The sequence below is a fragment of the Dietzia alimentaria 72 genome, from assembly GCF_000226215.1.
GTDB lineage: Bacteria > Actinomycetota > Actinomycetes > Mycobacteriales > Mycobacteriaceae > Dietzia > Dietzia alimentaria.
This window is the reverse complement of sequence record NZ_AGFF01000003.1, coordinates 108,702-135,626: the sequence shown is the minus strand read 5'-3', so window position 1 is coordinate 135,626 and position 26,925 is coordinate 108,702. Positions and strand designations below refer to the sequence as shown.

20 protein-coding genes and 2 tRNA genes are annotated in these 26,925 nt (G+C 67.0%); 9 read left to right on the top strand and 13 right to left on the bottom strand.

Annotated elements, in window-relative coordinates:
- Positions 1-65 precede the first annotated feature (65 nt).
- The 6 genes from ON04_RS00930 to ON04_RS00905 are packed head-to-tail and all read left to right on the top strand — an operon-like array spanning position 66 to position 6,515.
- Positions 66-1,349, top strand: coding sequence for a class I SAM-dependent methyltransferase (locus ON04_RS00930; protein ID WP_010539689.1), 1,284 nt, complete (start codon positions 66-68; stop codon positions 1,347-1,349).
- Complete coding sequence (locus ON04_RS00925; protein ID WP_010539688.1) at positions 1,346-2,209, top strand: glycosyltransferase family protein; 864 nt, start codon at positions 1,346-1,348, stop codon at positions 2,207-2,209. The genes ON04_RS00930 and ON04_RS00925 overlap by 4 nt, the downstream gene beginning before the upstream one ends.
- Positions 2,206-2,871 (top strand): PIG-L deacetylase family protein, encoded by a 666-nt coding sequence (locus tag ON04_RS00920; protein ID WP_010539687.1) that lies wholly within the window; start codon positions 2,206-2,208, stop codon positions 2,869-2,871. The genes ON04_RS00925 and ON04_RS00920 overlap by 4 nt, the downstream gene beginning before the upstream one ends.
- Positions 2,859-3,887, top strand: coding sequence for an NAD-dependent epimerase/dehydratase family protein (locus ON04_RS00915; RefSeq protein ID WP_010539686.1), 1,029 nt, complete (start codon positions 2,859-2,861; stop codon positions 3,885-3,887). The genes ON04_RS00920 and ON04_RS00915 overlap by 13 nt, the downstream gene beginning before the upstream one ends.
- Positions 3,884-5,260, top strand: coding sequence for a glutamate-1-semialdehyde 2,1-aminomutase (locus tag ON04_RS00910; protein WP_010539685.1), 1,377 nt, complete (start codon positions 3,884-3,886; stop codon positions 5,258-5,260). The genes ON04_RS00915 and ON04_RS00910 overlap by 4 nt, the downstream gene beginning before the upstream one ends.
- Positions 5,261-5,288: 28 nt before the next feature.
- The gene (locus ON04_RS00905; RefSeq protein ID WP_158217803.1) at positions 5,289-6,515 is read left to right on the top strand and encodes a putative glycoside hydrolase; all 1,227 of its coding nucleotides are present in this window, start codon (positions 5,289-5,291) and stop codon (positions 6,513-6,515) included.
- On the opposite strand, the gene ON04_RS00900 is transcribed toward ON04_RS00905, so the two are convergent.
- Genes ON04_RS00900 through ON04_RS00875 form a run of 6 tightly spaced genes read right to left on the bottom strand, consistent with a single transcriptional unit; the run spans position 6,508 to position 13,685 of the window.
- Entirely contained in the window at positions 6,508-7,611 is a 1,104-nt protein-coding gene (locus tag ON04_RS00900; protein ID WP_010539683.1) for a glycosyltransferase family 4 protein, read from the bottom strand. The genes ON04_RS00905 and ON04_RS00900 overlap by 8 nt on opposite strands.
- A gap of 28 nt (positions 7,612-7,639) precedes the next feature.
- Positions 7,640-8,767, bottom strand: coding sequence for a glycosyltransferase family 4 protein (locus ON04_RS00895; protein ID WP_033443911.1), 1,128 nt, complete (start codon positions 8,765-8,767; stop codon positions 7,640-7,642).
- A 23-nt stretch (positions 8,768-8,790) separates the two neighbouring features.
- The gene (locus tag ON04_RS00890) at positions 8,791-10,245 is read right to left on the bottom strand and encodes an oligosaccharide flippase family protein (RefSeq protein ID WP_010539681.1); all 1,455 of its coding nucleotides are present in this window, start codon (positions 10,243-10,245) and stop codon (positions 8,791-8,793) included.
- A 12-nt stretch (positions 10,246-10,257) separates the two neighbouring features.
- A complete protein-coding gene (locus ON04_RS00885; protein ID WP_010539680.1) occupies positions 10,258-11,310 on the bottom strand; it encodes a YveK family protein in 1,053 nt (350 codons plus the stop codon).
- Positions 11,307-12,377 (bottom strand): glycosyltransferase, encoded by a 1,071-nt coding sequence (locus ON04_RS00880; RefSeq protein WP_010539679.1) that lies wholly within the window; start codon positions 12,375-12,377, stop codon positions 11,307-11,309. Before ON04_RS00880 ends, ON04_RS00885 begins: the two co-directional genes overlap by 4 nt.
- 3 nt (positions 12,378-12,380) lie before the next feature.
- Complete coding sequence (locus ON04_RS00875) at positions 12,381-13,685, bottom strand: O-antigen ligase family protein (RefSeq protein WP_010539678.1); 1,305 nt, start codon at positions 13,683-13,685, stop codon at positions 12,381-12,383.
- Positions 13,686-13,933: 248 nt separating this feature from the next.
- Between ON04_RS00875 and ON04_RS00870 the strand changes: the two genes are divergently transcribed.
- A complete protein-coding gene (locus tag ON04_RS00870; RefSeq protein ID WP_050815223.1) occupies positions 13,934-14,971 on the top strand; it encodes a glycosyltransferase in 1,038 nt (345 codons plus the stop codon).
- A gap of 47 nt (positions 14,972-15,018) precedes the next feature.
- On the opposite strand, the gene ON04_RS00865 is transcribed toward ON04_RS00870, so the two are convergent.
- Positions 15,019-16,170, bottom strand: a complete 1,152-nt coding sequence (locus ON04_RS00865) for a GGDEF domain-containing protein (protein WP_141564568.1) — start codon at positions 16,168-16,170, stop codon at positions 15,019-15,021.
- 387 nt (positions 16,171-16,557) lie between these two features.
- Here ON04_RS00865 and ON04_RS00860 point away from each other — a divergent pair, with 387 nt between their 5' ends.
- Both ON04_RS00860 and ON04_RS00855 read left to right on the top strand, forming a co-directional pair.
- Positions 16,558-17,103, top strand: a complete 546-nt coding sequence (locus ON04_RS00860; RefSeq protein WP_033443910.1) for a hypothetical protein — start codon at positions 16,558-16,560, stop codon at positions 17,101-17,103.
- Positions 17,096-19,279, top strand: a complete 2,184-nt coding sequence (locus ON04_RS00855; RefSeq protein ID WP_010539674.1) for an Rv1355c family protein — start codon at positions 17,096-17,098, stop codon at positions 19,277-19,279. Before ON04_RS00860 ends, ON04_RS00855 begins: the two co-directional genes overlap by 8 nt.
- Positions 19,280-19,291: 12 nt before the next feature.
- Here ON04_RS00855 and ON04_RS00850 read toward each other — a convergent pair whose 3' ends face one another.
- The 6 genes from ON04_RS00850 to gyrA all read right to left on the bottom strand — a co-directional run bounded on the left by ON04_RS00850 (position 19,292) and on the right by gyrA (position 26,773).
- Positions 19,292-20,656 carry an exopolysaccharide biosynthesis polyprenyl glycosylphosphotransferase gene (locus ON04_RS00850; protein WP_010539673.1) on the bottom strand — a complete coding sequence of 455 codons (1,365 nt, stop codon included), beginning with the start codon at positions 20,654-20,656 and terminating at the stop codon, positions 19,292-19,294.
- 1,173 nt (positions 20,657-21,829) lie between these two features.
- Positions 21,830-23,050, bottom strand: coding sequence for an EAL domain-containing protein (locus ON04_RS00845; protein ID WP_010539672.1), 1,221 nt, complete (start codon positions 23,048-23,050; stop codon positions 21,830-21,832).
- 236 nt (positions 23,051-23,286) lie between these two features.
- Positions 23,287-23,359, bottom strand: a tRNA-Ala gene (locus ON04_RS00840).
- An 83-nt stretch (positions 23,360-23,442) separates the two neighbouring features.
- Positions 23,443-23,516 (bottom strand) — tRNA-Ile (locus ON04_RS00835).
- Positions 23,517-23,593: 77 nt separating this feature from the next.
- Positions 23,594-24,241 (bottom strand): DUF3566 domain-containing protein, encoded by a 648-nt coding sequence (locus ON04_RS00830; protein ID WP_010539671.1) that lies wholly within the window; start codon positions 24,239-24,241, stop codon positions 23,594-23,596.
- Between the two features lie 3 nt (positions 24,242-24,244).
- On the bottom strand, positions 24,245-26,773 hold the full coding sequence (gene gyrA / locus ON04_RS00825) for a DNA gyrase subunit A (RefSeq protein ID WP_010539670.1): 2,529 nt from the start codon (positions 26,771-26,773) through the stop codon (positions 24,245-24,247).
- Positions 26,774-26,925 lie beyond the last annotated feature (152 nt).

Below are 26,925 nucleotides of genomic sequence, written 5' to 3'. Positions count from 1 at the left end.
AATTCTTCCGTACCGGACATGAAAGACGCCTTACATGTCCTCTCACTTTTCCGGGGGTCAACATCGTGCAGTGTCGGCTTTGTGGGAACTCCACCCTTCTGAGCGTTCTCGATCTCGGTGCCACGCCACCGTGCGAGAGGTTCCTCACGGCCACCCAACTCGACGAGCCCGAGGTCACCTACCCGCTGCACATGCGGCTGTGCCCCGAGTGCTTCCTGCTCCAGATCCCCGCGCTCATAACACCGGAGGACACGTTCACCGACTACGCCTACTACTCGTCGTTCTCGGACAGTTGGGTGGCGCACGCCAAGACCTTCGTCGACGACGCGGTCGATCGCCTCGACCTGGGCCCTGACTCCTTCGTCGTCGAGGTGGCCAGCAACGACGGCTACCTCCTGCAGCACGTCGTGGCCGCCGGTATCCGCTGCCTCGGTATCGAACCCTCGTCGAACGTCGGCGCCGCCGCCCGCGACCGCGGAGTCCCCACCGTCACGGAGTTCCTCGACCCGATCTCGGCGCGGCGGATCAGGGACGAACAGGGCCCGGCAGACCTGGTGGTGGCAAACAACGTCTACGCCCATATCCCCGATCTGCTCGGGTTCACCGAAGGACTACGGATCCTGCTCGCCGACGACGGCCACCTCAGTATCGAGGTCCACCATGCACTCCACCTGGTCGCCTCCGCGCAGTTCGACACCGTTTACCACGAACACTTCCAGTACTTCACGGTCCTCGCCGCCCGGCGGGCGCTCTCGACCGCCGGTCTCGACCTCTACGACGTCGAGATGCTGCCGACTCACGGCGGGTCGATCCGACTCTGGGCGAGCCCCGCCGAGGCGGGCCGGAAGCCGGGCCCATCGGTGCAGCGGGTTCTGGATCTCGAGGCGGACGCCGGTCTCCACCACACCGAGGGTTACCGCCTCCTCCAGCCCGCCGCGGACGAGGCTCGTCGCCGTCTCCTCGAGTTCCTGCTCGAGCAGCGACGGTCCGGGGCTCGGACCGTCGCCTACGGCGCCCCCGGCAAGGGCAACACACTGCTCAACTACAGCGGGATCCGCACAGACCTGATCGAGTACGCCGTCGACCGCAATCCGTACAAGCACGGTCGTTTCACACCCGGCACGAGGATCCCCATCCACCCACCCGAACGGATCGCCGAGGACCGCCCCGACTTCGTCGTCGTCCTCCCCTGGAACCTCCGCACCGAGCTGGTCGAACAGCTCCGCTACGTCGGCGACTGGGGCGGACGGCTCGTCTTCCCGCTCCCCACCCTCGACATCGTGGAACCTGCTCGGAGCACGGTCGGAAGCCTCGACGACACACCCCCTTTGGACGGAGTAAAGCGATGAAGGTTGTCCTGTTCTGCGGCGGCTATGGCATGCGTATGCGCAACGAAATCGGAGAAGGTCTCCCCAAACCAATGCAGATGGTGGGCCACCGGCCTCTGCTGTGGCACGTCATGCGGTACTACGCCCACTACGGACACAACGAATTCATCCTGTGCCTGGGCTACGGGTCCAAGCACATCAAGGAATTCTTTCTCAATTACAACGAGACGGAGTCCAACGACTTCGTGCTGTCCGGGGGGCAGGTCGATCTCCTCGCCTCAGATATCGGGGACTGGAAGATCACGTTCGTCGACACGGGACTGGAGTCCCCTATCGGCGAGCGTCTCCGACGCGTTCGTCCCCACCTGGGTGGTGATGAGTATTTCCTCGCGAACTATGCCGACGTGCTCACCGACGCCCCGATGGACGACATCATCGAGAAGTTCCACGACTCGGGGGCCCGGGCATCGATGATGGTCGTGCCACCGCAGTCGTCCTTCCACTGTGTGCAGCTGGGTCAGGACAGCTACGTCACGGGGATCACCCCGGTGGGTGAGTTTCCCATCTGGGAGAACGCTGGCTACTTCGTGCTCTCTCAGTCGATTTTCGACCTCCTGCCGCCGGGCGGCGACCTCGTTGCCGACGTGTGTGGCTCGCTCGCCGGCACCGGACAGCTGTTCGCCTACCAGCACCTGGGCTTCTGGAAGCCCGCCGACACGTTCAAAGAGAGGGCGGAACTCGACGAGGCCTACACCAAGGGCACCCACCCGTGGATGGTGTGGGCGGCCGATCACGAGCCGACGGCCGAAGAGCGACGATCACACTCCGCTACCGTGCCCTCGGCCACCCTTGAGGACTCGGCCGGGAGCATCCACCGGTGATCCCGCTGTTCGCCGCGGTTCGCGAGGTGGCCGTCCTTGGCGCCCACTGCGACGACATCGCGATCGGGATGGGCGGGACCCTGTCCGAGTTGTGCTCGACCATCCGCGGACTGCGGGTCCGTGCGCTCGTTCTCACCGGAGCGGGCACGCCGCGGGAGGACGAGGAACGTGCCGCGCTCGCCGCCCTCCTGCCCGGTGCGGACCTCGAGATCACGGTCCTCGATTTCCGGGACGGACGGCTTCCCGCGTCCTGGGACCGGGTCAAGGACTCCGTAGCGGCGTTCGCCCGCGCGAGCGATCCGGACATCGTGTTCGCCCCCCACCGGAACGACGCCCACCAGGACCATCGGCTCCTGGCCGAGGTGACGCCCACCGAGTTCCGCGACCACCTCATCCTCGGTTACGAGATCCTCAAGTGGGAGACCGATACCCCGTCACCCTCCGTGTTCCTGCCGTTCTCCCCGGAGACGGCGCAGCGAAAGCAACAGGTCCTTCTCGCGCACTACCCTTCACAGCACCACCACGACTGGTTCGGTGACGGCGAATCGTTCGTCGCGTTATCCCGGCTCCGTGGAGTGCAGTGCCGGGCGCCTCACGCCGAGGCGTTCGTACTCGAGAAGGCGACCATCTCGTTCACAAAGGAGTCGACATGCGTGTCTTGATCACCGGCAGTCAGGGGTACATCGGAACCGTGATGACGGAGGTCTTCGCCGCTGCGGGTCACGAGGTGATCGGTCTGGACATCGGCTACTTCGCCGAGTGTGTGATGGGCCCGCCCCCACAGGATCCACCCACCATCGCCATCGACCTGCGGGACATCACCGTCGACGACCTCGCCGGCTTCGACGCGGTGGTTCATCTCGCCGCACTGTCCAACGACCCGCTGGGCGCGGTCGCTCCCGAGATCACGCACGACATCAACCATCACGCCTCGGTCGACCTGGCCCGCGCCGCCAAGGAGGCGGGCGTCGGACGATTCCTGTACGCCTCGACGTGTTCGGTGTACGGAGCGGCCGGGGACGAGCTCGTCACCGAGTCGGCGCCCCTGCGGCCGCTGACCCCGTACGCGGAGAGCAAGGTCCGGGTGGAGGAGGACGTCGCCGCCCTCGCCGACGACTCGTTCGTCCCCGTCTTCCTGCGGAACGCGACGGCGTTCGGTTTCTCGTCGCGCCTGCGTGCCGACATCGTGTTGAACAACCTGGTGGGCTACGCGGTCTTCACCGGGCAGGTCAAGGTCCTGTCCGACGGGACCCCGTGGAGACCGCTCGTGCACATCCGCGACATCGCCGACGCCTTCCTGGCCTGCCTGGACGCCCCGGCCGACGTGGTCAGTGGCACTGCCTACAACGTGGGCAGCGAGGCCAACAACGTCACCGTCGCCCAGATCGCGCAATCCGTGGTCGACGAGGTGCCCGGCGTCACGCTCGCGATCACCGGTGAGACGGGTTCCGACCCGCGGTCGTACCAGGTGGACTTCGGGGCGATCCGCCGCGACCTCGGTTTCGAGGCCCGGTGGCAGATCGCCGACGGGGCCTTCGAGCTACACCGCGCCTACGCCGCGTCGAACTTCACCGAGGAGCAGTTCTTCTCGCGGTTCACCCGGCTCGCCCGACTGCGCGACCTGCAGGACACCCGCGTGATCGACGAGGCGATGCGTCGGTACCCGGCCCTGTCGTGACCCGGCCCGGGGTCAGCGGCTTCGACCGCTCCAACGCGCTGCAGCGCGAGCTCCACCGACTCATCCCCGGAGGGGCCCATACCTACGCCCGGGGCTCCGATCAGTACCCGGACTCGATGGCCCCTGTGCTGTCGCGGGGACGCGGTGCGCGGGTGTGGGATGTCGACGGCAACGAGTACGTCGAATACGGGATGGGGTTGCGTTCGGTGACGCTCGGTCACGCGTTCGCGCCCGTGGACGACGCCGTCCGGGCGGCGATCTCCGATGGCGTCAACTTCTCCCGACCGACCGACCTCGAGCTCCACGCGGCCGGGGACTTCCTCGACCTGGTGCCGGGTGCCGACATGGTGAAGTTCGCCAAGAACGGCTCCGACGCCACCACCGCGGCGGTGCGGCTCGCCCGCGCTGTCACCGGACGCACCGGGGTGGCCGTCGCGCAGCAGCCCTTCTTCTCGGTGGACGACTGGTTCATCGGGACCACCGACATGCCCGCGGGGATCCCCGCGGCGACCACCAGCCGGGTGCGTCGGTTCCGGTACAACGACCTGCCCTCGCTGGAGGAGATACTGCTCGACGGGGATACGGCATGCGTCATCCTGGAAGCGGCGACCGGCCAGGCGGAACCCGCCCCCGGGTTCCTCGAGGGGGTGCGCGAGCTGTGCACCCGACACGGAGCGCTGCTCGTCTTTGACGAGATGATCACCGGGTTCCGGTGGTCGGCGCACGGTGCGCAAGGGGTGTACGGGGTGACCCCGGACCTGTCGACGTGGGGCAAGGGGATGGGTAACGGCTACGCCATCGCCGCGCTGGCCGGTCGGCGGGAGTTCATGGAGCTCGGCGGCCTGAACACCGACCGAGAACGGGTGTTCCTCCTGTCCACGACGCAGGGGCCCGAGCGCGTGGGTCTGGCCGCCTTCCGCGCAGTCGCCGCGGAGTACCGCAGAGCCGATCCCGTGGCGGCGATGGAGGCTGCCGGCACCGCGCTCGCGGACGGGGTGAACTCGGCTGCCCGGGCTGCCGGGCTCGGCGATCACCTCCGGGTCATCGGCCGTGCCTCGTGCCTGGTGTTTCTCACCTGCGACACCGAACGCGCGCCCTCGCAGGCCTTCCGGACCCTGTTCCTGCAGGAACTCATCACGCGGGGGGTGCTCGGGCAGTCCTTCGTCACCTCGGCCGCGCACACTGCGGAGGACATCGACCGTACGGTGGAGGCGGCCACCGCGGCGCTCGGTCCGTACGGAGACGCCGTCTCAGCCGGCTCGGTCGACGGGCTCCTGCGCGGACGACCCGTCGCCCCCGCGATCCGCCCCTACGCCGCCCCACGCCGACTACGCCAGGACAATGATGACTCATCTCAGCAGCGACCTCGCTGACCCCCGCCGGTCGACCACACTCAGCCGGATGGTCTCCGTGATCGCCCCGCTGCTCATCGCCGCTGCCGTCTCCTCCGCGTGCGCGACCGGCGGCGGTCCGGACGGGGCGGGTCGGCAGCAGGCCGACGATCGCTACACCGAGGTGGAGTCGGTGGCGGTGGCCGATGACGGGACCGAGCGATCCGTGTGCAGATTCTGGTACGGGATCGGCGACTCACCCACCGACGCGGAGATCCGGGCGGATCACGATGTGGTGGTGCTCAACGCGTGGGAGACCGATCGGCTGCGTGAACTCAAGGAGATCGACCCCGACGTCGTCGTCCTGGTGTACAAGGACCTGTCGAGTACCCGCAGTTACAGCGGCGCCTACGACGACGGATCCGACGCCGAGAAGCTCGCGACGGGCATCGGTTTCGCCCGCGCCGAGGCGGAGAACCCCGAGTGGTTCGCCCGGGACTCCTCGGGTCGCCGGATCGAGTGGGGCCCGTTTCCGGGTCACTGGCAGATGACGGTCTGGGACGAGACGTACCAGCGCGCCTGGACCGACGCCGTGGTCGCCGAGGTCACGGCCGAGGGCTGGGACGGTGTCCTCGCCGACAACGCGCTGAACACGTTGTCGTACTACACGGACCAAGTTGTGGAAGGGACGTCGTCACAGGCGGAGACCGACGAGCGGGTGCGCACCGGCATCGACGAGATGCTCCCCGTGGCCGGAACAGCGCTCAACGACGCCGGGAAGCTGCTTGTTCCGAACACCGCGGACTCGCGCATGTTCGACGGCATGTGGCTTTCCAACAGTCGCTTCGGCGGCGGGTTGGACGAGTTCTTCGCACGAAAGTCCGACGACGGGTCACTCATCACCTTCGACGGCCACCAGTGGGAGGAGATGATGGCCTCAGCGGCGGCCGGCGACCGTTGGCTGCTGCTCATCACCAACGAAGCCGGTCAGCGGGAGCAGCAGTCCGGGTTCGCGGCCGCCGCACTGTTGGCGGGCCCGCGGACCTGTTGGATGGCCACGGGCGACCCGTCCTATCGGTCACTGCCCGACAACCCCTGGCTCGACGCCGGCCTCGGGCAGGCCGTGGGGACCGCCGGACGGTCGGTGGACGGCGTGTGGACCAGGAGGTTCACCGGCGGCTGGGTCGCGCTCAACCCGACGGGCCGGGCCGCCCCCGTGGTGGTGCCGGACGAGCTCCGTGACAGTGTCGACGAGGATCTGCTCGAACCCGGCGAGAGCCTCGTGGTGATCAGATGAGCGTCTCGTAGAACTCAAGGTGGGCGGCGGCGGACCGCTCGACCGAGTACAGGCGTCGCGCCCGGTCGGCCAACGCCCGTCCGAGGCGCCCCGGCTCGGGATCGGTGAGCAGTCGCACGAGCGCGACCTCGAGTGCCTCGACGTCGCCCGGTCGCGCGAGATAGGGGTAACCGGGTACATCGAGCATCTCGGCGACACCCCCCGTGTCGGTGGCGAGAACCGGCTTGCCGGCGCCCATCGCCTCGGCCACCACCAGCGGCTGCTGCTCCATCCGTGAGGGCAGGACGAGTGCGTCGTGAGCGGCCAGGAGTTCGGGCACGTCGGTCCGGTAGCCGAGGAACTCGACCCGGCCAGCCAGGACCGGGTGCGCTGCGAGCCGCTCGGCCACGGGTCGGGCCGGGCCGTCTCCGGCGACGGTGAGGGTGACCCCGTCCCGGAGCACACCGGGACGCTGCAGCGCGGTGAGCAGATCGACGAGCCCCTTGCGCTCCACGAGCAACCCCACGAAGAGCAGGCGACGGACCGGCCCGACCGGTGGCGCGGCCTCGGGCAGAACGACCCCGTTGTCCAGATGGACGATCCGACCGAGAGGGATCCGTAACCGGCGGTGGAGGAAGTCGGCCATCGCGGTGGCGGGGACGACCGTGCGGGTCGACGCGGCGGCGGTGGCGGCGTCTCCGGCGAGGACGGCGCGCGTGTATCGGGAAGGTCCGGTCGCACCCCGCTCACCACGGAACCACGGCTGCGTCACGTCGTCCGGTACGCCGTGGTAGGTCTGCAGTACCGCCCGGGGACCGCCGGGGATCCAGTGCATACCCGCGGCGACCAGTCCGGCGCGACGGTCCTGGGCGTGCACGATGGTTGGTCGCCAGCGCCGGAGGGCTGCCCTGGCACGGCTCCGCGCGCGCAGGTCTCCCTTGCGGGGCACGTCGATCGGATGGTGGATCTCGCGGACGGCCTCGCCGCCACGGGCGGGCGGGGGGCCGAAGACGCCGACCGTGTGACCACCGAGGTCGGCGACCGCGAGGGCGAGTCGGGTGGTCACGTCGACGGGTCCACCCCGGTCCTGTGTCAGCAGGTAGGCGATACGTGCCATGAGCGTCCCCTCCTCGTCGCCCGCCGACTCACCGTCGACCGACCAGTTCGGCCACCAGCGCGGCCATGTCGTCGGCGACCCGGCGCGTGTCGAACCGGGACACCGCTCGAGCTCTCCCGAGACGGCCCTCCCGCGCCGCGAGTTCCCCGTCTCTCAGGCGGGCGGTGATCTCCCGGGCGAGTCCCGCGAGGTCGCCGACGTCGAGGACCGCGCCCGCATCGCCGATGCTCTCGCGCATGCCGCCACCGGCGAACGCGACGAGCGGTCGCCCGCTGGCCATCGCCTCCAGGGGCACCAACGCCATGCCCTCGGCCCGGGACGGCGCGACGACGACGTCTGCAGCACACATGTAGAGGGACGGGTTCGGTCTGTCACCGATCCAGAGCACCGACGGGTCCGACGCGATCGGATGCTCGGCGAACAGCTCCTCACGCAACGGCCCGTCGCCGACGATCGCCAGTCGCGCACCGGGCACGTCGCGCAGCACCGCGGGCCAGGCGCGCAGCAGGTAGTCGTGTCCCTTGAGCGGCGACAGGCGCGCCACGCACACCGCGAGCGGGCCGTCCGGTATCCCCAGCTCGCGGCGGGCGAAGTCGCGGTCACCGGGACGGATGCGGTCGGTGTCGACACCGTTGGGGACGACGACGAGCCGCCCGTCGATCCCGGCGCGGACGCCCTGGTCGCGCTCATCCGAGCTCACGCACACGATGGCGTCGGCCCACCGGGCGGCCAGTCTCTCCCAGAGCAGCGCGGGCCGGGCGGCGGCCCCGTCGTCGGCCTCGAAGGACCACAGGTGGGGCTGGAAGATGGTGGGGACCGCGAGCCCACGGACCGCGAGCCGCCCGACCAGTCCCGCCTTCGAGCTGTGCAGGTGGACCACATCGGGACTGACAGTGCGCAAGAGTGTCGCCAGACGGACGATCTCGCCCGGGGTGCTTAACCCGGGCGACCGCGTGGCCTCCCAGCGGTGCACCCACACCGGGCGGTCGACGAGGCGCTCCGGCAGCCGGCCGGCCGACCCGGTGGCGACGTGCACGTCCCAGCCACGGGCCGCCTGGTCGGTGGCGAGGGCCTCGACGACGGCGGCCACTCCGCCGTCCACCGGTTGCGAGACATGCACCACCGCCGGGCGGCTGGTCGAAGTACCTTGTGTCACCGGTTTCCCCTTTCAGTATCGATCTACCCGCGGCGCAGCCGTCTGAGATCCCCCAGGACGGTGCGGTTGGCTGCCCACGCGAGTGCGCAGAACACCACGATCAGAACGATCGTCTGGACCGCGGTCGACGCCCAGGAGACGGTCAGACCCACTCCCGCGGCCCGCAGTCCCGCGGCGGCCGCGACGCACCCGAGCACGGGGATCGACACACCGAGCACGGCGCGGCCCAGGTCGACCATCCTCGGCGCCACCCCGGCACGACGCATCACGAGGTGTGCGGGTACGAGCAGCACGCCCGCCGCGATGAGTTGCGCCCAGGCCGCTGCGGTCACGCCCCGCCCGGTGAGGGTCAGGAGAAGGGTCGCACCGATGATCAGGTGTGACACCTCCAACACCAGGTACACGCGGAGCCAGCCGACGGCCCGGAGCGCCTCGTACCAGATCACCAGGACGCTGAATATCGCGCCGTAACCGCAGAGCACGATCAGGACCGGTGCCGACGCCGACCACTGCTCGCCGAGGAGGACGATGCTGTCCGCCAGGAGGGCGGCGAGCACGTACGGGCCCGCGACGATCAGCAGGGTCGCGTGGGTGAACCGGCCGGTGGCGGCCGCGAGCTCGTGGCGACGGTCAGCCCGGATCATAGTGGAGAAGACGGGGAACGCGACGGCTCCGAGCACAACGGCCACCATGATGTACGGCACCCAGGCGATCCGGAAGGCCAGCGAATAGACACCGACGGCGTCCGGACCGAGAATCCGCGAGATGATCGGGTAATCGATGCTGACCAGGACGTACGAGACCACGGCGGCCGGGCCGACCAGCTTGATCCACCCGATCGCCTCGCGGGCCACGGCGGTGTCCCACCGGAGCCTCAACCGGCTGCCCACCACGTACCCGAACACCGGCTGGAGGACCGCGGTGACGAGCATCCCGACAGCGAGTGAGTAGGCTCCGGCTCCCGCCGCGGCGAGTCCGACGGTGACGGCCGCGCCGAGCAGGGCGCTGCCGGCGTCCGGGAGCATTCGCCGCCGGAAGTCGAGAGTGCGGTGCATCAGCGCCATCTGCACGCCGCCGACAGCGGTGAACGGCAGACCCACCGCCACTATCGCGATCAGCGGGGCGGCCGCGGGGGCACCGACGAGATGCGCGATCGGGACGCACAACGCCACTCCGCCGACGGCCATGGCAAGCCCGGCCGACACGGACATGACCAGGACGGTGCCCGCCATGACGTTCTCGTCGCGGCTCGTGCGGGCGATGACGTCGTAGACGCCCATCGTCTGGATGACCTGACCGATGTTGACCAGGGACACGGCGACCGTGACGAGGCCGAGGTCAGCCTCGGTGAGAAATAGCGCGAGGACGATGGTGACCACCATCTGGCTGCCCTTGCTGGCCACGTTGACCAGCCCCAGCCAGAGTGAGCCCCGCGCGGCCTTCGCCCCCAGAGAGTCGGTCGCGGTCCTTCCTGACATGGCCGTCCCGACTCAGCGAGCGGTAGCGGAGGCCGCTTCCCCCGTCACCGGCCCGTCGGACATCGGGGGGTCGCCTATCGGGTCGGTCGTGACCGTCGCGGCCGACTCGTTTGGCTCGGCTTCGCCTCGCGCTTCTTCCGGGTTCGCTTCCTCGCCCGAGAGAATGACGGCGACGATCTCGCGAGGATCGGGCAGGCTGCCGATAGCAGCCCGGAGAACCGCGGAATCCGCCCTGCTGTTGGTCACGAGTCCGACAGCAATCCGGCGTTTGTCCGTGACCGGTGCGGGATCCAGTGAAAGTGCGTCCGCCAGGCGTGCCGCCGCGTCGGCGAGTTGCGGTTCAGTCGCGACGAGACGCAGGGGTCTGCCCACGGTCGCGCGCAGTAGTCTCAGTTGCTTGAGACTGTCGACGGAGCCGTCGTCGTCGACCATGACCACGGGATGACCGGTACCGGAGTCCGCGAGAAGGCGACGTAGCCGTCGTGCCGGTCGTGGCCACCACAGGGTCGCTGCGCCGAGCGCCGCGACCCCGCAGATCACCCCCGCGACGACGGCGATGCCAAGCGCCAGCAGAAGGTCCGGCGACGCATGCCTCACGGTGGGCACCGGGTCGAGCACGCGCAGGTCCGCCGTCGGCGACAGTAGCTCCGCCTGCACGAGCTCATCTGCGAGTTCGCTGGCGAGACCGGCGGCGACGTCCGGGTTCTCCGCGCGCACGGTGAGTCGCGCCAACCCGGACGCGGGGACGAGTTCCACCGTGACGTCCTCGGCGATCTCGGTCGGATCTCCCGGGGCGCCCGGCACACGTTCGGCTGCGGCGGTGAGCGCGGAGGCGCTGTGGGCCACCTCGATCAGTGCGGGCAGCGAGTTGGCGACCACGACCCCGAAGTCCGCCGTCTCCGCTGCCGAGGGGGTCGCCCCGGGCACGGCCAGCAGGCCGATCCGGGCGTCGTACGCGTCGCCCCGCACCAGCAGCGCCGCGGCCACGGCGAGAAAGACGATGAGCGCGGTCGCGAGCGCCGCCGTCACCCGCTTGGTCAGCCAGTGTGTCGTCGGTCGGTTCATGGGGAATCCCTTCCGGAGAGCAGGGACCTCAGGAGGTCGTCGTAGGAGCGCATCATGTCGTCTGGATCGTATGAGTTCGCGATGGTGGCGAGTCCGTGTTCTGCTGCCCGGTCACGCGCCGCGGCGTCGGAGAGCAACTCGCGCAGTGCCGAGGCGGTTCGTTGCGGGTCGTCCTGCGGGACGAGACGACCACCTCCTGCTCTCAGCACCTCGCGAAGACCGTCGACGTCCGACGCGACGACCGGACGTCCTGCGGCGAGCGACTCGAGCACCGAAATGGGCAGGCCCTCCCAGTCACTGGTGAGAACCGTGACATCCGTGGCCGCGAGGAGGTCCGGGACGTCGGATCGTGGCCCGAGGAAGCGGATACGGTCGCCGAGGTCAGCGGCCCGCTCCTGCAGTTCTTCCTGGAGTGAACCATCGCCGGCCACCAGGAGAGTGGCGTTCATGTCGAGCAGCCGCCACGCGTCGATGAGCACATCGTGGCGCTTCTGCGGCTCGAGACGAGCCAGACAGAGGGCCACGGGCTGGTCCGGAGGAATGCCCAGCCCGAGACGAGCGGCGTGGCGGTCCGCTCCCCCGGCCAAGGTGACCGCGTTACGGATCACCCGCGGTGCCGGGCGTCCTGCGCCGGCAGCGCTCAGGCGATCGGCGATGACCTGGGCGACGGCGACTATCACGTCGGCGCTGCACCGCAGCGCGCGCGCTGCCAGACGGTAGTCCTCCTCCGCGACACCGTGGAACACGGCGAGGACCGGCACGCGTGGACGGGCGAGCCGCACGACTACGCTCGCCAGGACGTTGTGGGCGATCACCGCGTCGGGCCGGAACTCCTCGAGGGCGACCCTGACCGCCCGGCGGGCACGAAGAATCGACGGGACCGACCTGGTGACCAAAGGCAGCTCATAGTGCGGGTGCCCCCTAGACGCCAGGTTGTCCGCTCGCGACCCCCCGGACGAGGCGACCGCCGAGGTCCACCCGAATCGGGCACCCCGGTCCACGAGTTCGACCACCAGAGACTCGGCCCCTCCGATACCCATCTCATTGATGACATGCACGACGCGCATCGCTCACCCCCTCCCCGCGGCCGGATAGCGCAGGTGCAGAGCGCACGCGGCCGCGACAGCTGACCACAGGGAGATGTAGTACTGCTCGGACAGGAAGATCGAGGCGACGATGACGGCCAGCAGACTCGCCTGGACCGCGACCACCGTGGTCCGGTCTGCCCCCCCGCGTAGCGCGAGCTCGGTCGAGACCAACGCGGTGACGATCACCGCGATGAACAGCAGCAGGCCCAGACCTCCGAGTTCGGCTGCGACCTCGAGATACATGTTGTGGGTGACCGGGGTTTGTTCTGCTATCTCGGCGAGGCCGGACGCGGCGACGTACTCCTCACGGAACCCGCCCGGCCCGACCCCGAGCACCGGGTTCTCCGCGAGCATCCGTGCCGCCGCCTGCCATCGGACCATCCTGGAATCGACGTTGGAGCCGGCGATGTACTGCTTCTCGCCGAGCGCCGCGACGAGTGTGGAAGCAGCGACGGCGGCTGTCGCCGCCGCCGTCATCACGACCGCCGCCCCCGCGAGGATCAGGGTGCGCATCGACATAGCTCCACGAGCGAGCAGCCAGATCACGGCCACAGCCGCCGCGATCGCACCGCCGCGCGAGAACGTCGCGGCCGCCCCGAGTGCGAGGATGCCGACAGACCCGATCCGTACCAGGCCCCACCACCGGCCGCTCCTGCCCACCGTGACGACCAGCGGCAGGGCGGCGACCAGGACATAGGCGAGGTCGTTGGGGTCCTCGAGCGGACCCGTGGCCCGTTTCTCGCCCGACACCACGACGCTGACCAGCGCACCGCTGCCGGCGAGCACTGCTCCCACCACCGATGCCGCCAGGACGGCCCGCACCCTGATCTCGCGGGCGAGAACATCGACGAGGACGGCGGTGATCGCGAGAAAGGGGATCCAGCGGATGGCGTACTGCAGGGTGAACGGTCCGGAGAGGTTGAGTGCCGTGCTGGCCAGGACCGTCGCGGCGAGCGCTGCGAGCAGGACGTGGACGGGGTGGAGGTTGCCCCGCGTTCTCGACCCCACCCTGAGCAGCAGCCAGGAGAGCAGGAGCAGGATGGCCGGGACCTTCGCGGCCTGCGGATGCACGGCGATCAGGGTCCCCTCGACCGCACCCGTGCCGACCGTCAGCACCGCCGCCACGAGGACCAGCCGCTCGACGGTTCGGAGCGCCCTGGATCGCACGCGGCCGGGGTCGCCGACCCCGGGAAGTCCGCCTACCGGCGAGGGGAGGAGGACATCGACTACCGCCGGTCCCGAATCCGTGCGCGGACGCGCTGGTCGAGCCGGATGCGCACGTGGCACGGCATCGTCTCCTCGCGTCTCCGAAACGACCGATCGGGGGTCGGGTAATACCAGGCGACTATTGCAGAGTAGGTCGCGGAGTACACAATTCTTCACAAACTTCGACAAGTGTTGTATTGATTGAGCGTCTGAGATCGAGCGACTGAGACAGTGTCCGCGCCGGCGGCGGCGGATCGGGTCTTCCGATCGCCCCGCGACCCGGTACAGAAGGGAGCATTTCCGTGGTGGCCCATCCGTCCCCAGTCCCCGTGGCGTCTCGTTCCCGGGTCTCGATCGTCATCCCGTGCTTCAACTACGCTCGGTTCCTCGGCGCCGCGATCGACAGCGCCCTGGCCCAGCCCGGGGTCGACCTGGAGGTCATCGTCGCGGACAACTGCTCGACGGACGGCAGTACCGACGTCGCTCGGCGGCGCGCGGCCTCCGATGACCGCATTCGGGTGACCACTCAGCCGTACAACAAGCCGTACCTGCAGAACTACAACGAGGCGCTGGCGTCGACCACCGGAGAGTTCGTCACCGTGCTGGACGCGGATGACCTGCTCTCACCGGGTTCCATTACACGATCCGTGGCCCTGCTGCAGGCCTGCGGCGACCTCGCCTTTGTCTACGGCTACTGCAGGCCGTTCGAGGGCGTGCCCCCGGAGCCGCGACTCGGGCGCACCCGTTGGACGGTGTGGGGCGGGACGGAATGGCTGGGTCGCTTCATGAGGATGGGTCGCAATGTCATCCTCAGCCCGGAGGTGCTCCTGCGACGGTCGGTTCTCGAAGCCGCCGGGTGGTTCGACACCGAGTTCCCGACGGGGGCCGACATGCTGCTCTGGCTGCGCTGCGCAGCCCTCGGCGGCGTGGGGCGGATAGACGGGCCGGACCAGGCGCTGTACCGGATTCACGGGTCGAACATGCACTACGAGGAGAGCGCAGGTCAGCTCCTCGACGACCTGAGGTCCCGTGCCCACGTGTTCGAGCACTTCCTCGAGCACGACGCTCCGCCCCTGCCGGAGATCGACCGGTGGCGCGCAGACTACCGACGCGCCCTCGCCGGCTACGCGATGCGTAACGCGCACGAGGCGTTCGACAGCGGGACGGAAGCCGGGAGACGGGTGGGTGCCGAGTCCGCGGCCCTCGCGGAGGAGTGTCTTCCGAGCATCGTGAACCAGCGGCGCTGGAAACGACTCATGAGACGACGAGGCGGTGACCATTCCCGCTGGCACCGGCGCATCGCCGTTACCGCCCGGACGATTCGCCACCGTGGCGCGACGCTGTTGCGCAGGCGACTCGAGAGATAGCACCGCCCCGACCGGTTCCCCGAACTCGCGTCAGGAATCCCCGGCCCTCACTGGACCGTGGATGCCCGGCACGCTCGTCGGCTCACGAAAGCCAGGAAACCCGTGGCTTCCGAGAGATCCGGCGTCACCCCTAGCGATTCCCGAGGGAGCCCGGGGCGCCACCGGACGACAGGGGCGGTTCTCAGTATCACCCGATCGCGACCATGGTCCTTGGCCCAGTACACACAGCGGTCAGCGTGATGGGCGAGTTCGTCAATGATCTCCGAGACATTGGGAAGCCCCTCGTATGTCATCTCGACCCGGGCGAACACGGCGCCCACACTCACCGTAACCAGTCCCTGCTCCGCGACGGCGGCGCGGATCCGAGCAGCCGCCGCGCTCAGGTCTGCGATGCTGTCTACGCCGCACAGCACCACGAACTCCTCTCCACCGAACCGGCTGACGAGGCTGGAGTGCGGAGCGGCGGCCGCGATGGTCTCTGCGGACTCCACGAGTACCCTGTCGCCCGCAGCGTGACCGAGATTGTCGTTGACGGTTTTGAAGTGGTCGAAGTCGATGAAGAGGAAGCCGACCGCCGAACCGTTTCGACGGCAGTGATCGAACACCTGGGAGTGGCGCCTTATCAGTCCACGGCGGTTCAAGGCGCCCGTCAGAGGATCGGTCTCGCCCAAGGACGTGACCTTCTCCACGGCGGACTCAAGCGAGCTCCTCAGGACCGCCACCATGAAAACCGGAACCGATACGGTGAGGATCGAGGCGCCGGCGGCGACCAGCCGGGCAGCATTGGAGGTCGACCAATAGAGCGAGTGCGACACCGCCAACACGATCGCCACGAACACGAACAGCAGCGTCACTCGGCGGGTCGACGCCATCGCAGCGATCGCGGGAATGGCGGATAACAGTGCGACGATCGCCGGAGCCGCAGCCGGATCCGTCACCACGAAGGCGGAGATTGCGACCCCCACCATTCCCCCGAAGCCGATCACCGCGAATTGCAGATCGCTCAAGCGACCGACATACAGCGTGAAAACAAACGAGAGAGTCGTGTAGATCCATACTGCGAAGAGAGCTGGCATAGCACCGGAGCGGATGAAATCTGGACTTCCGAACGCAAAAATGGGCAAGACGAACGCCCCACTCGTGCTCACCAATACGGCTGTGGAGCGAGCATCGAATCGTCTCCAGAGTGCTGCGCTCATGGGCCGAGTGTAGACGGGCCCGGCGTCTCGGGTAGTGGCGTCCCGCCAATCTGCTATCACTGACAACATCGGATATCGCAGGCTCGCGGCTTCTGGACTCACTGTTCAACAGGAATCCTCGGTAGTAACGTCGAGTACGTCATACCCCCATGTGACAGGCGAGGCCCATTCCCTCCGGACCCTTCCGTCACCTCGCCTCACCGGCGTATCTAAGGAGCCCTCATGAGCGCATCGCCGCTTCTCTCGACAATCCGACCACTTACACCAATTTCGCACCCAGTAATGCAGCGGGATGGAGTGACTCTTGTCCTGGCCACCCCTGCTGCGGCGCCGCTTCTTTGGGAAGAATACTTGAACGGGGCTCGTGCCACCTATGCGGGTCACGGAGTGTCGGCCGCCTTATCCTACGACGAGGTGATCGACGGTGAGAGCACAGCCTTGTTCTACGCGGCTGTGGATTGCACCGGGGCAGTGGTCGGAGGAGTTCGAGCCCAGGGGCCTTACAGAAGCTACCACCAGTCGCACGCACTGCTGGAGTGGGCGGGGCAGCCGGGCCTGGACCTGGTCGCCGACTCGATCGGCCGCCGTCTGCCGGAAGGCGTGGTGGAGATGAAGACGGCGTGGACGGGACCGGGCTCGACCGCCGCGACCGTCGCCTCCCTGCTGCCCCGAACAGCCCTGCCCACCATGCACTTCACGGGTGCGCGGTTCATCCTGGCCACCGCAGCCGACCACGTACTGCGCAGGTGGGAGATGTCCGGCGGACGCGTGGCCGAGCACATCCCGCCGTCGCCTTACCCGAACGAGAAATACCGGACGAGTCTGATGTGGTGGGATCGCCAGCGTCTCCACCTGGATGCTGAGCCGGAGGTGTACCGGGAGATGCTGCGGGACACCGCCGCGGTCGCGGATTCGGTGCCGGTCGATGACTGACCTAGCGAAGGTGTCATACGGCGTCGAGCACCACCGGGCGGAGATCATTGACCAACACGATCCCGCGCAAGCCGATCGTCTCGCGTTTCTCCTTTCGACGTGCGCGACCGTCGTGGATCACACGGCCAGTCAGATCGAGGCGCTCGCCGCACTCCCCGAGTCGTTTGACACCGACTGGGACGACACTCGATGGGTGTACTACCCGTGGAGATCACAGCTAATCAGACTGCTGGCGCCGGCTGGTTTCCACCGCCTGCGGCTCGACCGGAATCGCCACAAGATCACGTCGGATGAACAGGTAAGGGCGCGTGCTCTGAATATCGGGGTGGTAGGCCTCAGCGTGGGCCACGCCGTCGCCCACACACTGGCCCTCGAGGGTCTGTGCGGACGACTTCGTCTCGCCGACTTCGACCGGATGGAGTTATCGAACCTCAACCGCGTGCCGGCGACGGTCCTCGACATCGGGGTGAACAAAGCAGTCGTCGCGGCCCGGAGGATCGCCGAGCTGGACCCGTACCTCGAGATCGAGGTGGAACCGGACGGGATCACCGAGAAAAATCTCGACTCGTTCCTCGATGGCCTGGACCTGGTGGCAGAGGAATGCGATTCCTTCGACACGAAAGTGCTGATCCGGGATCGAGCTCGGGCCAAGGGTATTCCCGTACTCATGGAGACCAGCGATGGCGGGGTACTCGATGTGGAACGGTTCGACCTGGAGCCCACGCGGCCACTTTTCCACGGACGCGTGGGGGAACTCGACCGCGATTCGCTGGCCACGTTGACCACCGAACAAAAAGTCCCGCTCGCGCTGGAGATCTTGGACGGATCCCAGATCACCGACAGGATGGCCGCGTCAGCTCTGGAACTGGGCCGGTCCCTGACCACCTGGCCACAGACGGGCGGGGACGTGGCACTGGGTGGTGCGAGCGTCGCCGCCGCCGTCCGACGGATGGTGCGCGGACAATCACTGTCCTCCGGCCGCATCCGGGTAGATCTCGACAAGTCGCTCGACGAGCTCCGAGCGGGGACTTACGCTTCCGCCGCCCCCACGGTCGACGGCGCCGACCCGCGAGAGACGGCCGCCCGTCCGAGGGATCCTCGCGAGGTGGCACGAGAAGATAATGCTGTCGAGATCGTACTCTATGCCGTTTCGCGGTCTCCCTCATACGGGAACTCCCAGCCCTGGCGGCTGGGCCTCGCAGACGAAACGCTCGAGATACGCGAGGGGTCCGATGCCGACACCCCGGTAGATCTGGCGGGCCGTTCGACGTCGGTTGGACTTGGGGCGGCATGGTTCTCCGCCGCAACCGCGGCCGGCGCGGTCGGTTTACGTGGGACGGCGACTTTTAGTGGGGAGTTCGACGACCCACGCCTCACCGTCGATCTCACTCCCGCGCAGCGCCCTCGGCACGCGCGGACCGATGGGCGAGGCGGGCTGGAGTCCCTGCTGGCCCGTCACACCTGCAGGATTCCAGGCGACGGCTCTCCACTCACCCGCGAGGAGGTGGCCGCAGCTCTGGACCGTCCCATCGCCGACGCGCCAGGGGACGAGGCACCACCGCGTGTGCTGTTGCTCGACGATCCGGCTGAACGCTCTCAGTTGGCGGCGCTGCTGGGCATGACCGAACGCCTCCGCTTTCTTACGCCCCACCTGCACGCGGACTGGATCGCGCGACATCCCCTCCACCCGGAATCAACCGGCGTCCCCGAGTCCGAGCTCGCGCTGGCGCAGGGGCAGGTCCCAATGCAGACCATCCTGCGTCGACCCGACGTGATGGCGTGCCTGCGAGACTGGGGTGCGGGGTCCGCTCTGGGCGCCGATGTCGCCGCGCGGGTGGGCTCCGCGTCCGCCACAGCGGTAGTCCTCGCGACCGATCAGTCAGCACGCGCGCATATTCGTGCCGGCTGGGTCGGAACGGACCTGTGGGTACGGGCAACCTCGGCAGGACTGGCGGTGTACCCGATGACGCCGATCTTCCTGCACGCGGTGTCTCAGACCGATTTCACCGCTCTGGCCCCGCACCACGCGGACGAGTTGGCCGAACTCGCCGAGCAGTTTCGACAGCTCACTCGTCCGATCGACTGCGAAGTCCCCGCGATGCTCCTTCTGCTGTCCCACGCCCCGACCACCGGACCGGTGAGCCGTCGCCGACCAGTGGAGGATCTTCTCGACTAATGGCGAACCGTGTCAGGCTCCTGTTCTCGCAACCACCGCCCGGGCGGTGAGCAACAAGATTTTGATGTCGAGCCAGATAGACCAGTTCTGAATATAGAAATTGTCGTAGAGAGCTCGGTCGGTGATGCTCGTGTCTCCTCGAAGTCCGTTTATGGCGGCCCAACCGGTCAGTCCGGCCGTTACCCTGTGGCGGTCACCGTAGGACGGCACGGTCTGGGCGAACTGCTCGACGAAGTGCGGACGCTCCGGCCTGGGCCCCACTAGGGACATGTCCCCACGAACGACGTTCCATAATTGAGGTAGCTCGTCGATCGAGGTTGTTCGGAGGAATCGCCCGAGTGGGCTGATCCTGTTCTCGGAATGCCAATCGGTGTCGGACGCACCGCCATCGACCGGGCGCATCGACCGGAACTTGTAGAGCAGAAACTCGCGTTCGTCGCCGCCCACCCGAACTTGGCGGAACAGAACCGGTGCTTCGGGACTAGTCAGCTTCACAGCTACTGCGGTGAGAGCCAGCAGCGGGGCCAGCAGGATCAAGGCGGTGCCGGCGACCGTCACGTCGAAGACACGCTTGGCATGCCAGTACCAAGTGCGATGAATGTGTCGCCGTACCCGGATGAGTGGAATTGTGTGGATCCGGTCCATGTCCGAGTTGAGGTGAACGAACTCGAACAGGCGAGGGACCAAAAATATCTCGCAGTCCAGCTGGTCGCACTGGCGCAACGGTGAGACCAGCGACGAGTCCGGCGCGTTGCGGAACGCCACGATCACGGTCTGCACATCCAGTTCGCTCACTACGTCGTGAAGAGGTCTGTCGAGGATAGGAACCGGCAACTGATCGGCCCCCAGCAGCGGATCGGAGTCGACGACTGCCACCGGCGTCAAGCCCAACTCTGGGAAACGATAGATGCTCTCCAGTAGTTCCGACGCGACCAGACCACCGCCGACGATAACGGTCCGCCGCCGGGCTCCCACCGAGCGCCGACGAACCTGACGAACTACCGAGTAGTACAGAGCACGGATGACGAACAGCGACAGGAACACGCAGCCGATCATGACCAGAAGTGCACGAATCGAGTCGTCTCCCTCAAAAGCGGCCTTCAACACCAGTGACCCGACCACCGCACTCCCGGCGAGCCTGGGCGCATCGTTGAGCACGGATAAGGTGACGAGCGACCGGTAGTTCCCCGTGAGTTCCACGGCTAGTATCACCGCGAAAGCGGCCGCCACGGCTTCGACGCCGATTTCCACGAGGGCGGCCATAACGACGACAAGGACCACCGTGTCAAGCGCCAGTAGAACCAAGTCGGTTCGTGTCCGGCTGAGGCGCAATCGCCTGCTCGGTTCCGCTACGACGGCAGTGCGATTCGAGATCACCGCATCTTCTCCAATCGCCGGGTCTGGTCGGCGATCACTCGTGTGTTCCGTGTCCGGCGCAGTTGGCTCTCGCGGTAGAACCGCGAGTCGAGTTCCCCGGCGCGAACACCGGCGTGCGCGTGGGGACGATGCATCTCGCGGACGCCGCCAGCCATTGCTCTTGTGGCCTTGACGCCAAGGAGTCGATGTACAGCCACGCGGTAGGTTGGGCAGCCCACCGAATCTGACGTTACAGGGATCGCGAAATCTAGCGCGGCGCCGCGGATCTCATCCTTCACCGCGGAATCGGTATCGAAGTGCGCGATGGTTGTGGTCTCACTTCCGAAATTGAAAAGACTATCGGTGATGGAATCGGCGGGAGCGGCGAGACCTCGCCGTTGGTCACGCCCGCAACCGCCTTACGATTAAGGAGCGTATCGCAGCGAGACCTCCGTGAGTAACGAAAGATGCCAGCCAAACGGGAAAGCACCGGAAAAACGCCAAACCAGCGGGTTGCGCTACTTGCTTCTCGGATCCGAAGGAGGCCGAGGACGCCGGGTGATCGGGGTTCGATTCGGAGACCAGTGTTCGGTCTGCTAATCCGTGCGACGGGCACGTTGAAGCAAAGAGGCCACGTCCCACTCCCGCCTTCCTAGCCATTTCGGCCGGGAACGTCGCAACGAGATAATTGATCTGGTTCGCGAGATGCGAAGTAACGTAATTGTCCGGCAGAGCGGGCAACGCGGCCAAATAAATCACTGCATCGAATTTCTTCAGGTCCGCTTTGGTTACGTTACGGATATCAGTCCCGAGTGGGGGTCCAGCATCCCCGACCCCACGCTACGTGTCGTAGCCCGTGACGGCATAGCCCGCTGTGGACGGTTCATTCGCAAGGACCGTGCCCATGTGGCCTTGATCACCGCTGACCATGACCTGGATTCAACCATCGGCCTTGAGAGCGAATTGTCCTTATCCTGATCCGGGTAGCCGTTTCACATCAAGCGGGTGATTGTAACGGGGGAGATCTCTCGAACCGGCAGCGGACCGGCCTGCTGTGGCGACCGCGCGTCATCATCGTCGTCGAGTGCGCGCAATGTCGACTCGGCGGCCACACGCTTCTCGGACGATTGTGAACGGAGGTGACCTCGCGACTGTCCCTCCGGGCGGCGAGCCCCGGTAACGCGGGATCTTTATTCAGGCGAGAACGATATCGGACGCAGCAGCCGGTCGGCCGAAGTAGTAACCCTGCGCATGGGTAAAGCCCAGGTCCCTCAGTAGCGGCAACTGATCCTCGCGCTCGACCCCCTCCGCCACTGTCTCGATCCCCAGGGCATGCGAGATGTCACAGATGGCCTCGACGATGCTCCGCAGGGACGTCTGATCCATAAGTGATGAGATCAGGGAGCGATCGATCTTCACGACACTGATCGGCAGGTCGGCGAGGTAACGCAACGCAGCAAACCCGGTGCCAAGATCGTCCACGCAGATCGTGCATCCCAACTCGGCGAGCGACTCGATCGTGCGGACCGCGGGAGAGGCGAGCTTGATGAGGTCCTGCTCGGTGATCTCCACCCAGATGGCGGAGGGATCGAGTTCGAATTTGGCCAGCAGGCGTTCGATATGGGGAAGCAGGACGGGATCGGACAACTGCCGCGCGGAGAAGTTGACCGCCACGAAGAACGACTTGGAGGGGGTGCCTTCGTTCCATCGGTCGAGCTGTTTCAACGCAGCGGACGTGCCCGCCTTGCCGATGGGAATTATCAGCGACGTCTCCTCGGCGGCCTCGAGAAACTCCGCTGGCGCGAGAAGCCGGCCGCCCGACCGCCACCGCAAGAGGGATTCGTAGCCAAGCACCTCTTTCGAATCCAGACTGACGATGGGCTGGTAATGCATCTCGAAATCAGTGTCGACCGCCTTCGCTAACGCGGTCCGTAGCTCCACTTCTCGCCGGAGTTCTGACAGAAGTGCGCTGTCGGCCTCATGGAAGTGGACCCCGGTTTTGATCGCGATGTGAACCGCCCCGAGCGCGGCCTCGATCAGAACGCTCGGTTCTGCCTCACAGATTCCGTCTGCGGTGGCGAGCCCCACCCGAGATTGGACGAAGAAGTCTCGGCCATCGACCCTGACCGGGCGACCGAGGTGGTGGATCGTCGCCGCGACGATATCTTCGACGGCAACAACGGCGACATCGAACAGCAGGAACAGAATCTGGTCGAGCGGACCGGAAGACACGCTGGCTCTGTCCCCGAGTTCGTTTCGCACCGCGTCCAGCGCGGCCGAGTAGACGGCTCGGGCCATGTCGAAGCCGACGGAGGGAATCAGTACTCCCGAATAATCCAGCGCTATGGCGATCACACCCGGCTCGGTGGGACGCGATCGCCCGCCAGTACCCGCGGCGGCGGTAAGGTGGTCCATCAAAAACTCCCGTCAGTTCTCTTTGCGGACACGCTCACCCTGCAGGTTGAAGCCTCATGACTCTTGGAGCCGAGACGGACGGCCGCTCCTCCACGAGCGGAATGCTGAGGCTGAATCCAGCTCACGAAGTCAGGTCCGACGAACGCAGATCGCCCAAAAAGACGATACCAGTGAGTCAGTCGACCGAGGTGTCTTACGCGTGGGCCTCTCGAACTGGCCTCGCCGTGTTCTGTAAGTGGAGCCTAGGGGATTCGAACCCCTGACATCTGCCTTGCAAAGGCAGCGCTCTACCAACTGAGCTAAGGCCCCGTGCGACAGCTACACATCCGTCGCATACCTCCAAGGATAAACGCCGGACCGCGTCGAGCGAATCCGGCGTCAACCTGGCGGAGTGGGCCTAGGAGGACTTGAACCTCCGACCTCCAAATTATCAGTTTGGCGCTCTAACCACCTGAGCTATAGGCCCTCGTACCGAAGCGTTAATCTACCCGACGCCCTCGCCGTTGCCCAAATCGGAGCGCCCGGGAGGGGCGTCGCACGCGGTCAGTTCCGTCTGTCGGCGAGCGTGACCTGCACTCCCCCACCGGTCAGACCGGCCGCGAGGTTGTAGATGAACACCGCCAGCGTGACGAGGATTGACAGCAGGAGAACATTGAGCAGGCCCACCCCTCCGCTGTAGAGGAAGATCGTGGAGGGGCCGATCACCGATGCGGACTCGTCGCCCGCGACGCCGGTGAGCAGGCCGCCCAGTCGATCCCAGACCCCCATGCCGGACAGCAGTAGATAGGTCACGCCGATCGCGACCATCCACACGAGGTAGAGCGCGAACATCAGACCGAGCACGGTGGTGAACGCCGACCACGGGTCGATGCGGCGCAGCACGAGGACCGACTCCATAGGCCCGCGGCGTTCGGTGGGCGAGATGATCGGTGCGGCTCGGCCGGCGGCCCCACCGGAGTGCGCCCTGGCCACCCCCCCGGTCATGCCTTCGGCACGATGCTGGGGGGCGGTCGGAAACGCGGTGGTGCGGGCTTTGCCCGATTCATCCCTGCCCGATTCATCCCTGCCCGACTCGTCTTCACCCGAAGCGTCGCCGGCGGGGGTGCCGAAGCCCGGTGCCGGGGCAGACCCCTTGGGTGCGGGGCCGTCAGGGACCCGGCCTTCTGGGGCCGGTTCGGTCGGCTCGGTCATGACCTACGCCTCCTCGATGGACTCGGCCTCGGACCGGTCCTCGTCGTCGGGCTCATCAGCGTTGCGGGCGATCGCCAACAGCGCGTCGCCCTCAGCCAGGTTCATCAGTCGCACGCCCTTGGTCTGGCGGCCGGCCTTACGCACCTGCTTGGCGAAGGTGCGGATGACGCCACCGCTGGAGGTGATGGCGTACAACTCGTCCTGCAACTCCACGATCGTCGCACCGACGAGCTTGCCACGCTTGGGATCGAACATCAGCGTGAGAACGCCCTTGCCACCTCGTCCCTGCGCCGTGTACTCGCTGAGGGCGGTGCGCTTGGAGTAGCCGCGCTCGGTGGCCACCAGGAGGAAGTACTTCTCCTGGTCGGAGGCGTCGGCGCGGATCACGGACATGCTCAGCAGCGCGTCGCCGTCGTTGAACCGCATGCCCATGACACCGGACGTCGCGCGTCCCATCGGACGCAGCGTGTCGTCGTTGGCGTGGAAGCGGATCGACTGCCCCTTCTCGGACACCAGCAGCAGGTCGTCGTCGGGACTGGCGAGTGCGGCGCCCACGAGCTCGTCACCGTCGCGCAGGTTGACGGCGATGAGGCCGCCGGAGCGCGGGGAGTCGTAGTCCTCGAGACGCGACTTCTTGACCAGGCCGTTGCGCGTGGACAACACCAGGTAGGGAGCGTCCTGGTAGCCCTTGATGCGGATCACGCTGGCGATGCGCTCCTCCGGCTGGAACGCCAGGAGGTTGGCGACGTGCTGACCGCGCGCGGTTCGGTTGGCCTCGGGCAGTTCGTACGCCTTGATCCGGTAGACGCGGCCCTTGGTGGTGAAGAACAGGAGCCAGTCATGGGTGGAGGAGACGAAGAAGTGCCGGACGATGTCGTCCTGCTTGAGTTCGGCCCCGCGAACGCCCTTGCCGCCGCGCTTCTGAGCGCGGTACAGGTCGGTGCGGGTCCGCTTGGCGTAGCCGGTCTCGGTGATGGTGACCACCACGTCCTCACGGGCGATGAGATCCTCGTCGGTGACGTCGCCGTCGGCCGGGATGATGACGGTCCGGCGGTCGTCGCCGTACTTCTCCACGATCTCGCGCAGCTCGTCGCCCACGATCGCTCGTTGCCGCTCCGGCTTGGCGAGGATGTCCTTGTACTCGGCGATCTCCAGCTCGATCTGCGCGAGCTGGTCGACGATCTTCTGTCGCTCGAGTGCCGCGAGGCGGCGGAGCTGCATGTCGAGGATGGCCTGCGCCTGGTCGTCGTCGATGTCCAGGAGGTCCTTGAGGCCCTGACGAGCGATATCGACCGTTTCGGAACGGCGGATCAGGGCGATGACCTCGTCGAGCGCGTCGAGCGCCTTGACCAGGCCGCGGAGGATGTGGGCGCGCTTCTCCGCCTCGTCCAGCAGGTACTGGGTGCGGCGGACGATCACTTCGATCTGGTGCGTCACGTACAGCCGCACCAGCTGATCGAGCGGCAGGGTGCGGGGCACCCCGTCGACGATCGACAGCATGTTCGCACCGAATGACGTCTGAAGCTGCGAGTGCTTGTAGAGGTTGTTGAGCACGACCTTCGCCACGGCGTCACGCTTGAGCGTGATCACGATGCGCAGGCCGACGCGGTCGGAGGACTCGTCGTCGATCTTGGAGATGCCGGCGATCTTGCCGTCACGCAGCTGCTCGGCGATCGACAGGATCATGTTGTCCGGGTTGACCTCGTACGGCAGTTCGGTGATCACGATGACCGTACGGTTGCCCTCCTCCTCGATGGAGGTCTTGCCGCGCATGCGGACCGAGCCGCGACCGGTGGTGTAGGCGTCCTTGATGCCCTGGTCGCCCACGATGAAACCGTGCGTGGGGAAGTCCGGGCCCTTGATGCGCTCCATGCAGGCGGCGAGGGCTTCCTCGTCGGTCGCCTCGGGGTGCTCGAGCATCCAGTAGACAGCCTCGGCGACCTCGCGGAGGTTATGCGGCGGCATCTTGGTGGCCATCCCCACCGCGATGCCGCTGGAGCCGTTGATCAGCAGATTCGGCACCCGCGACGGCAGGACCACCGGCTCCGACGTCTTGCCGTCGTAGTTCGGCTGGAAGTCGACCGTGTTCTTCTCGATGTCCCGCACCATTTCCATGGCGAGCGGGGTCATCTTGCACTCGGTGTAACGCATAGCGGCCGCGCCGTCGTTGCCGCGCGAACCGAAGTTGCCCTGGCCGTCGACCATCGGATACCGCATCGCCCACGGCTGGGCCAGACGCACCAGCGTGTCGTAGATCGCCGAGTCGCCGTGCGGGTGGAAGTTACCCATGGTGTCGGCGACGGGTTTGGCCGACTTCACGTAGCTGCGCTCGGGGCGGTACCCGTTGTCCCACATCGCGTAGAGGATGCGGCGGTGTACGGGCTTCAGGCCGTCGCGGACGTCCGGCAGTGCACGCCCGACGATGACGCTCATCGAATAGTCGATGTAGCTTCTCTGCATCTCGGCCTGGATATCGACCGGCTCGATCCGGTCGTGTCCACCGGCTTCAGGCGGCAACGTCGTGTCCGTCATGGGCTCCTCTTCTATCGCGCTCGAAGCAGCACAAGCAGGCGTCGCTCCGACCGGTCCAGTCTATAGGTCCAGCGGAAACGGCACGTACGGGCATGCGGACCCGTCCTCTATATCCTCGATTCGCTCCCTCTACGTGTTGACGGTCATAGCAT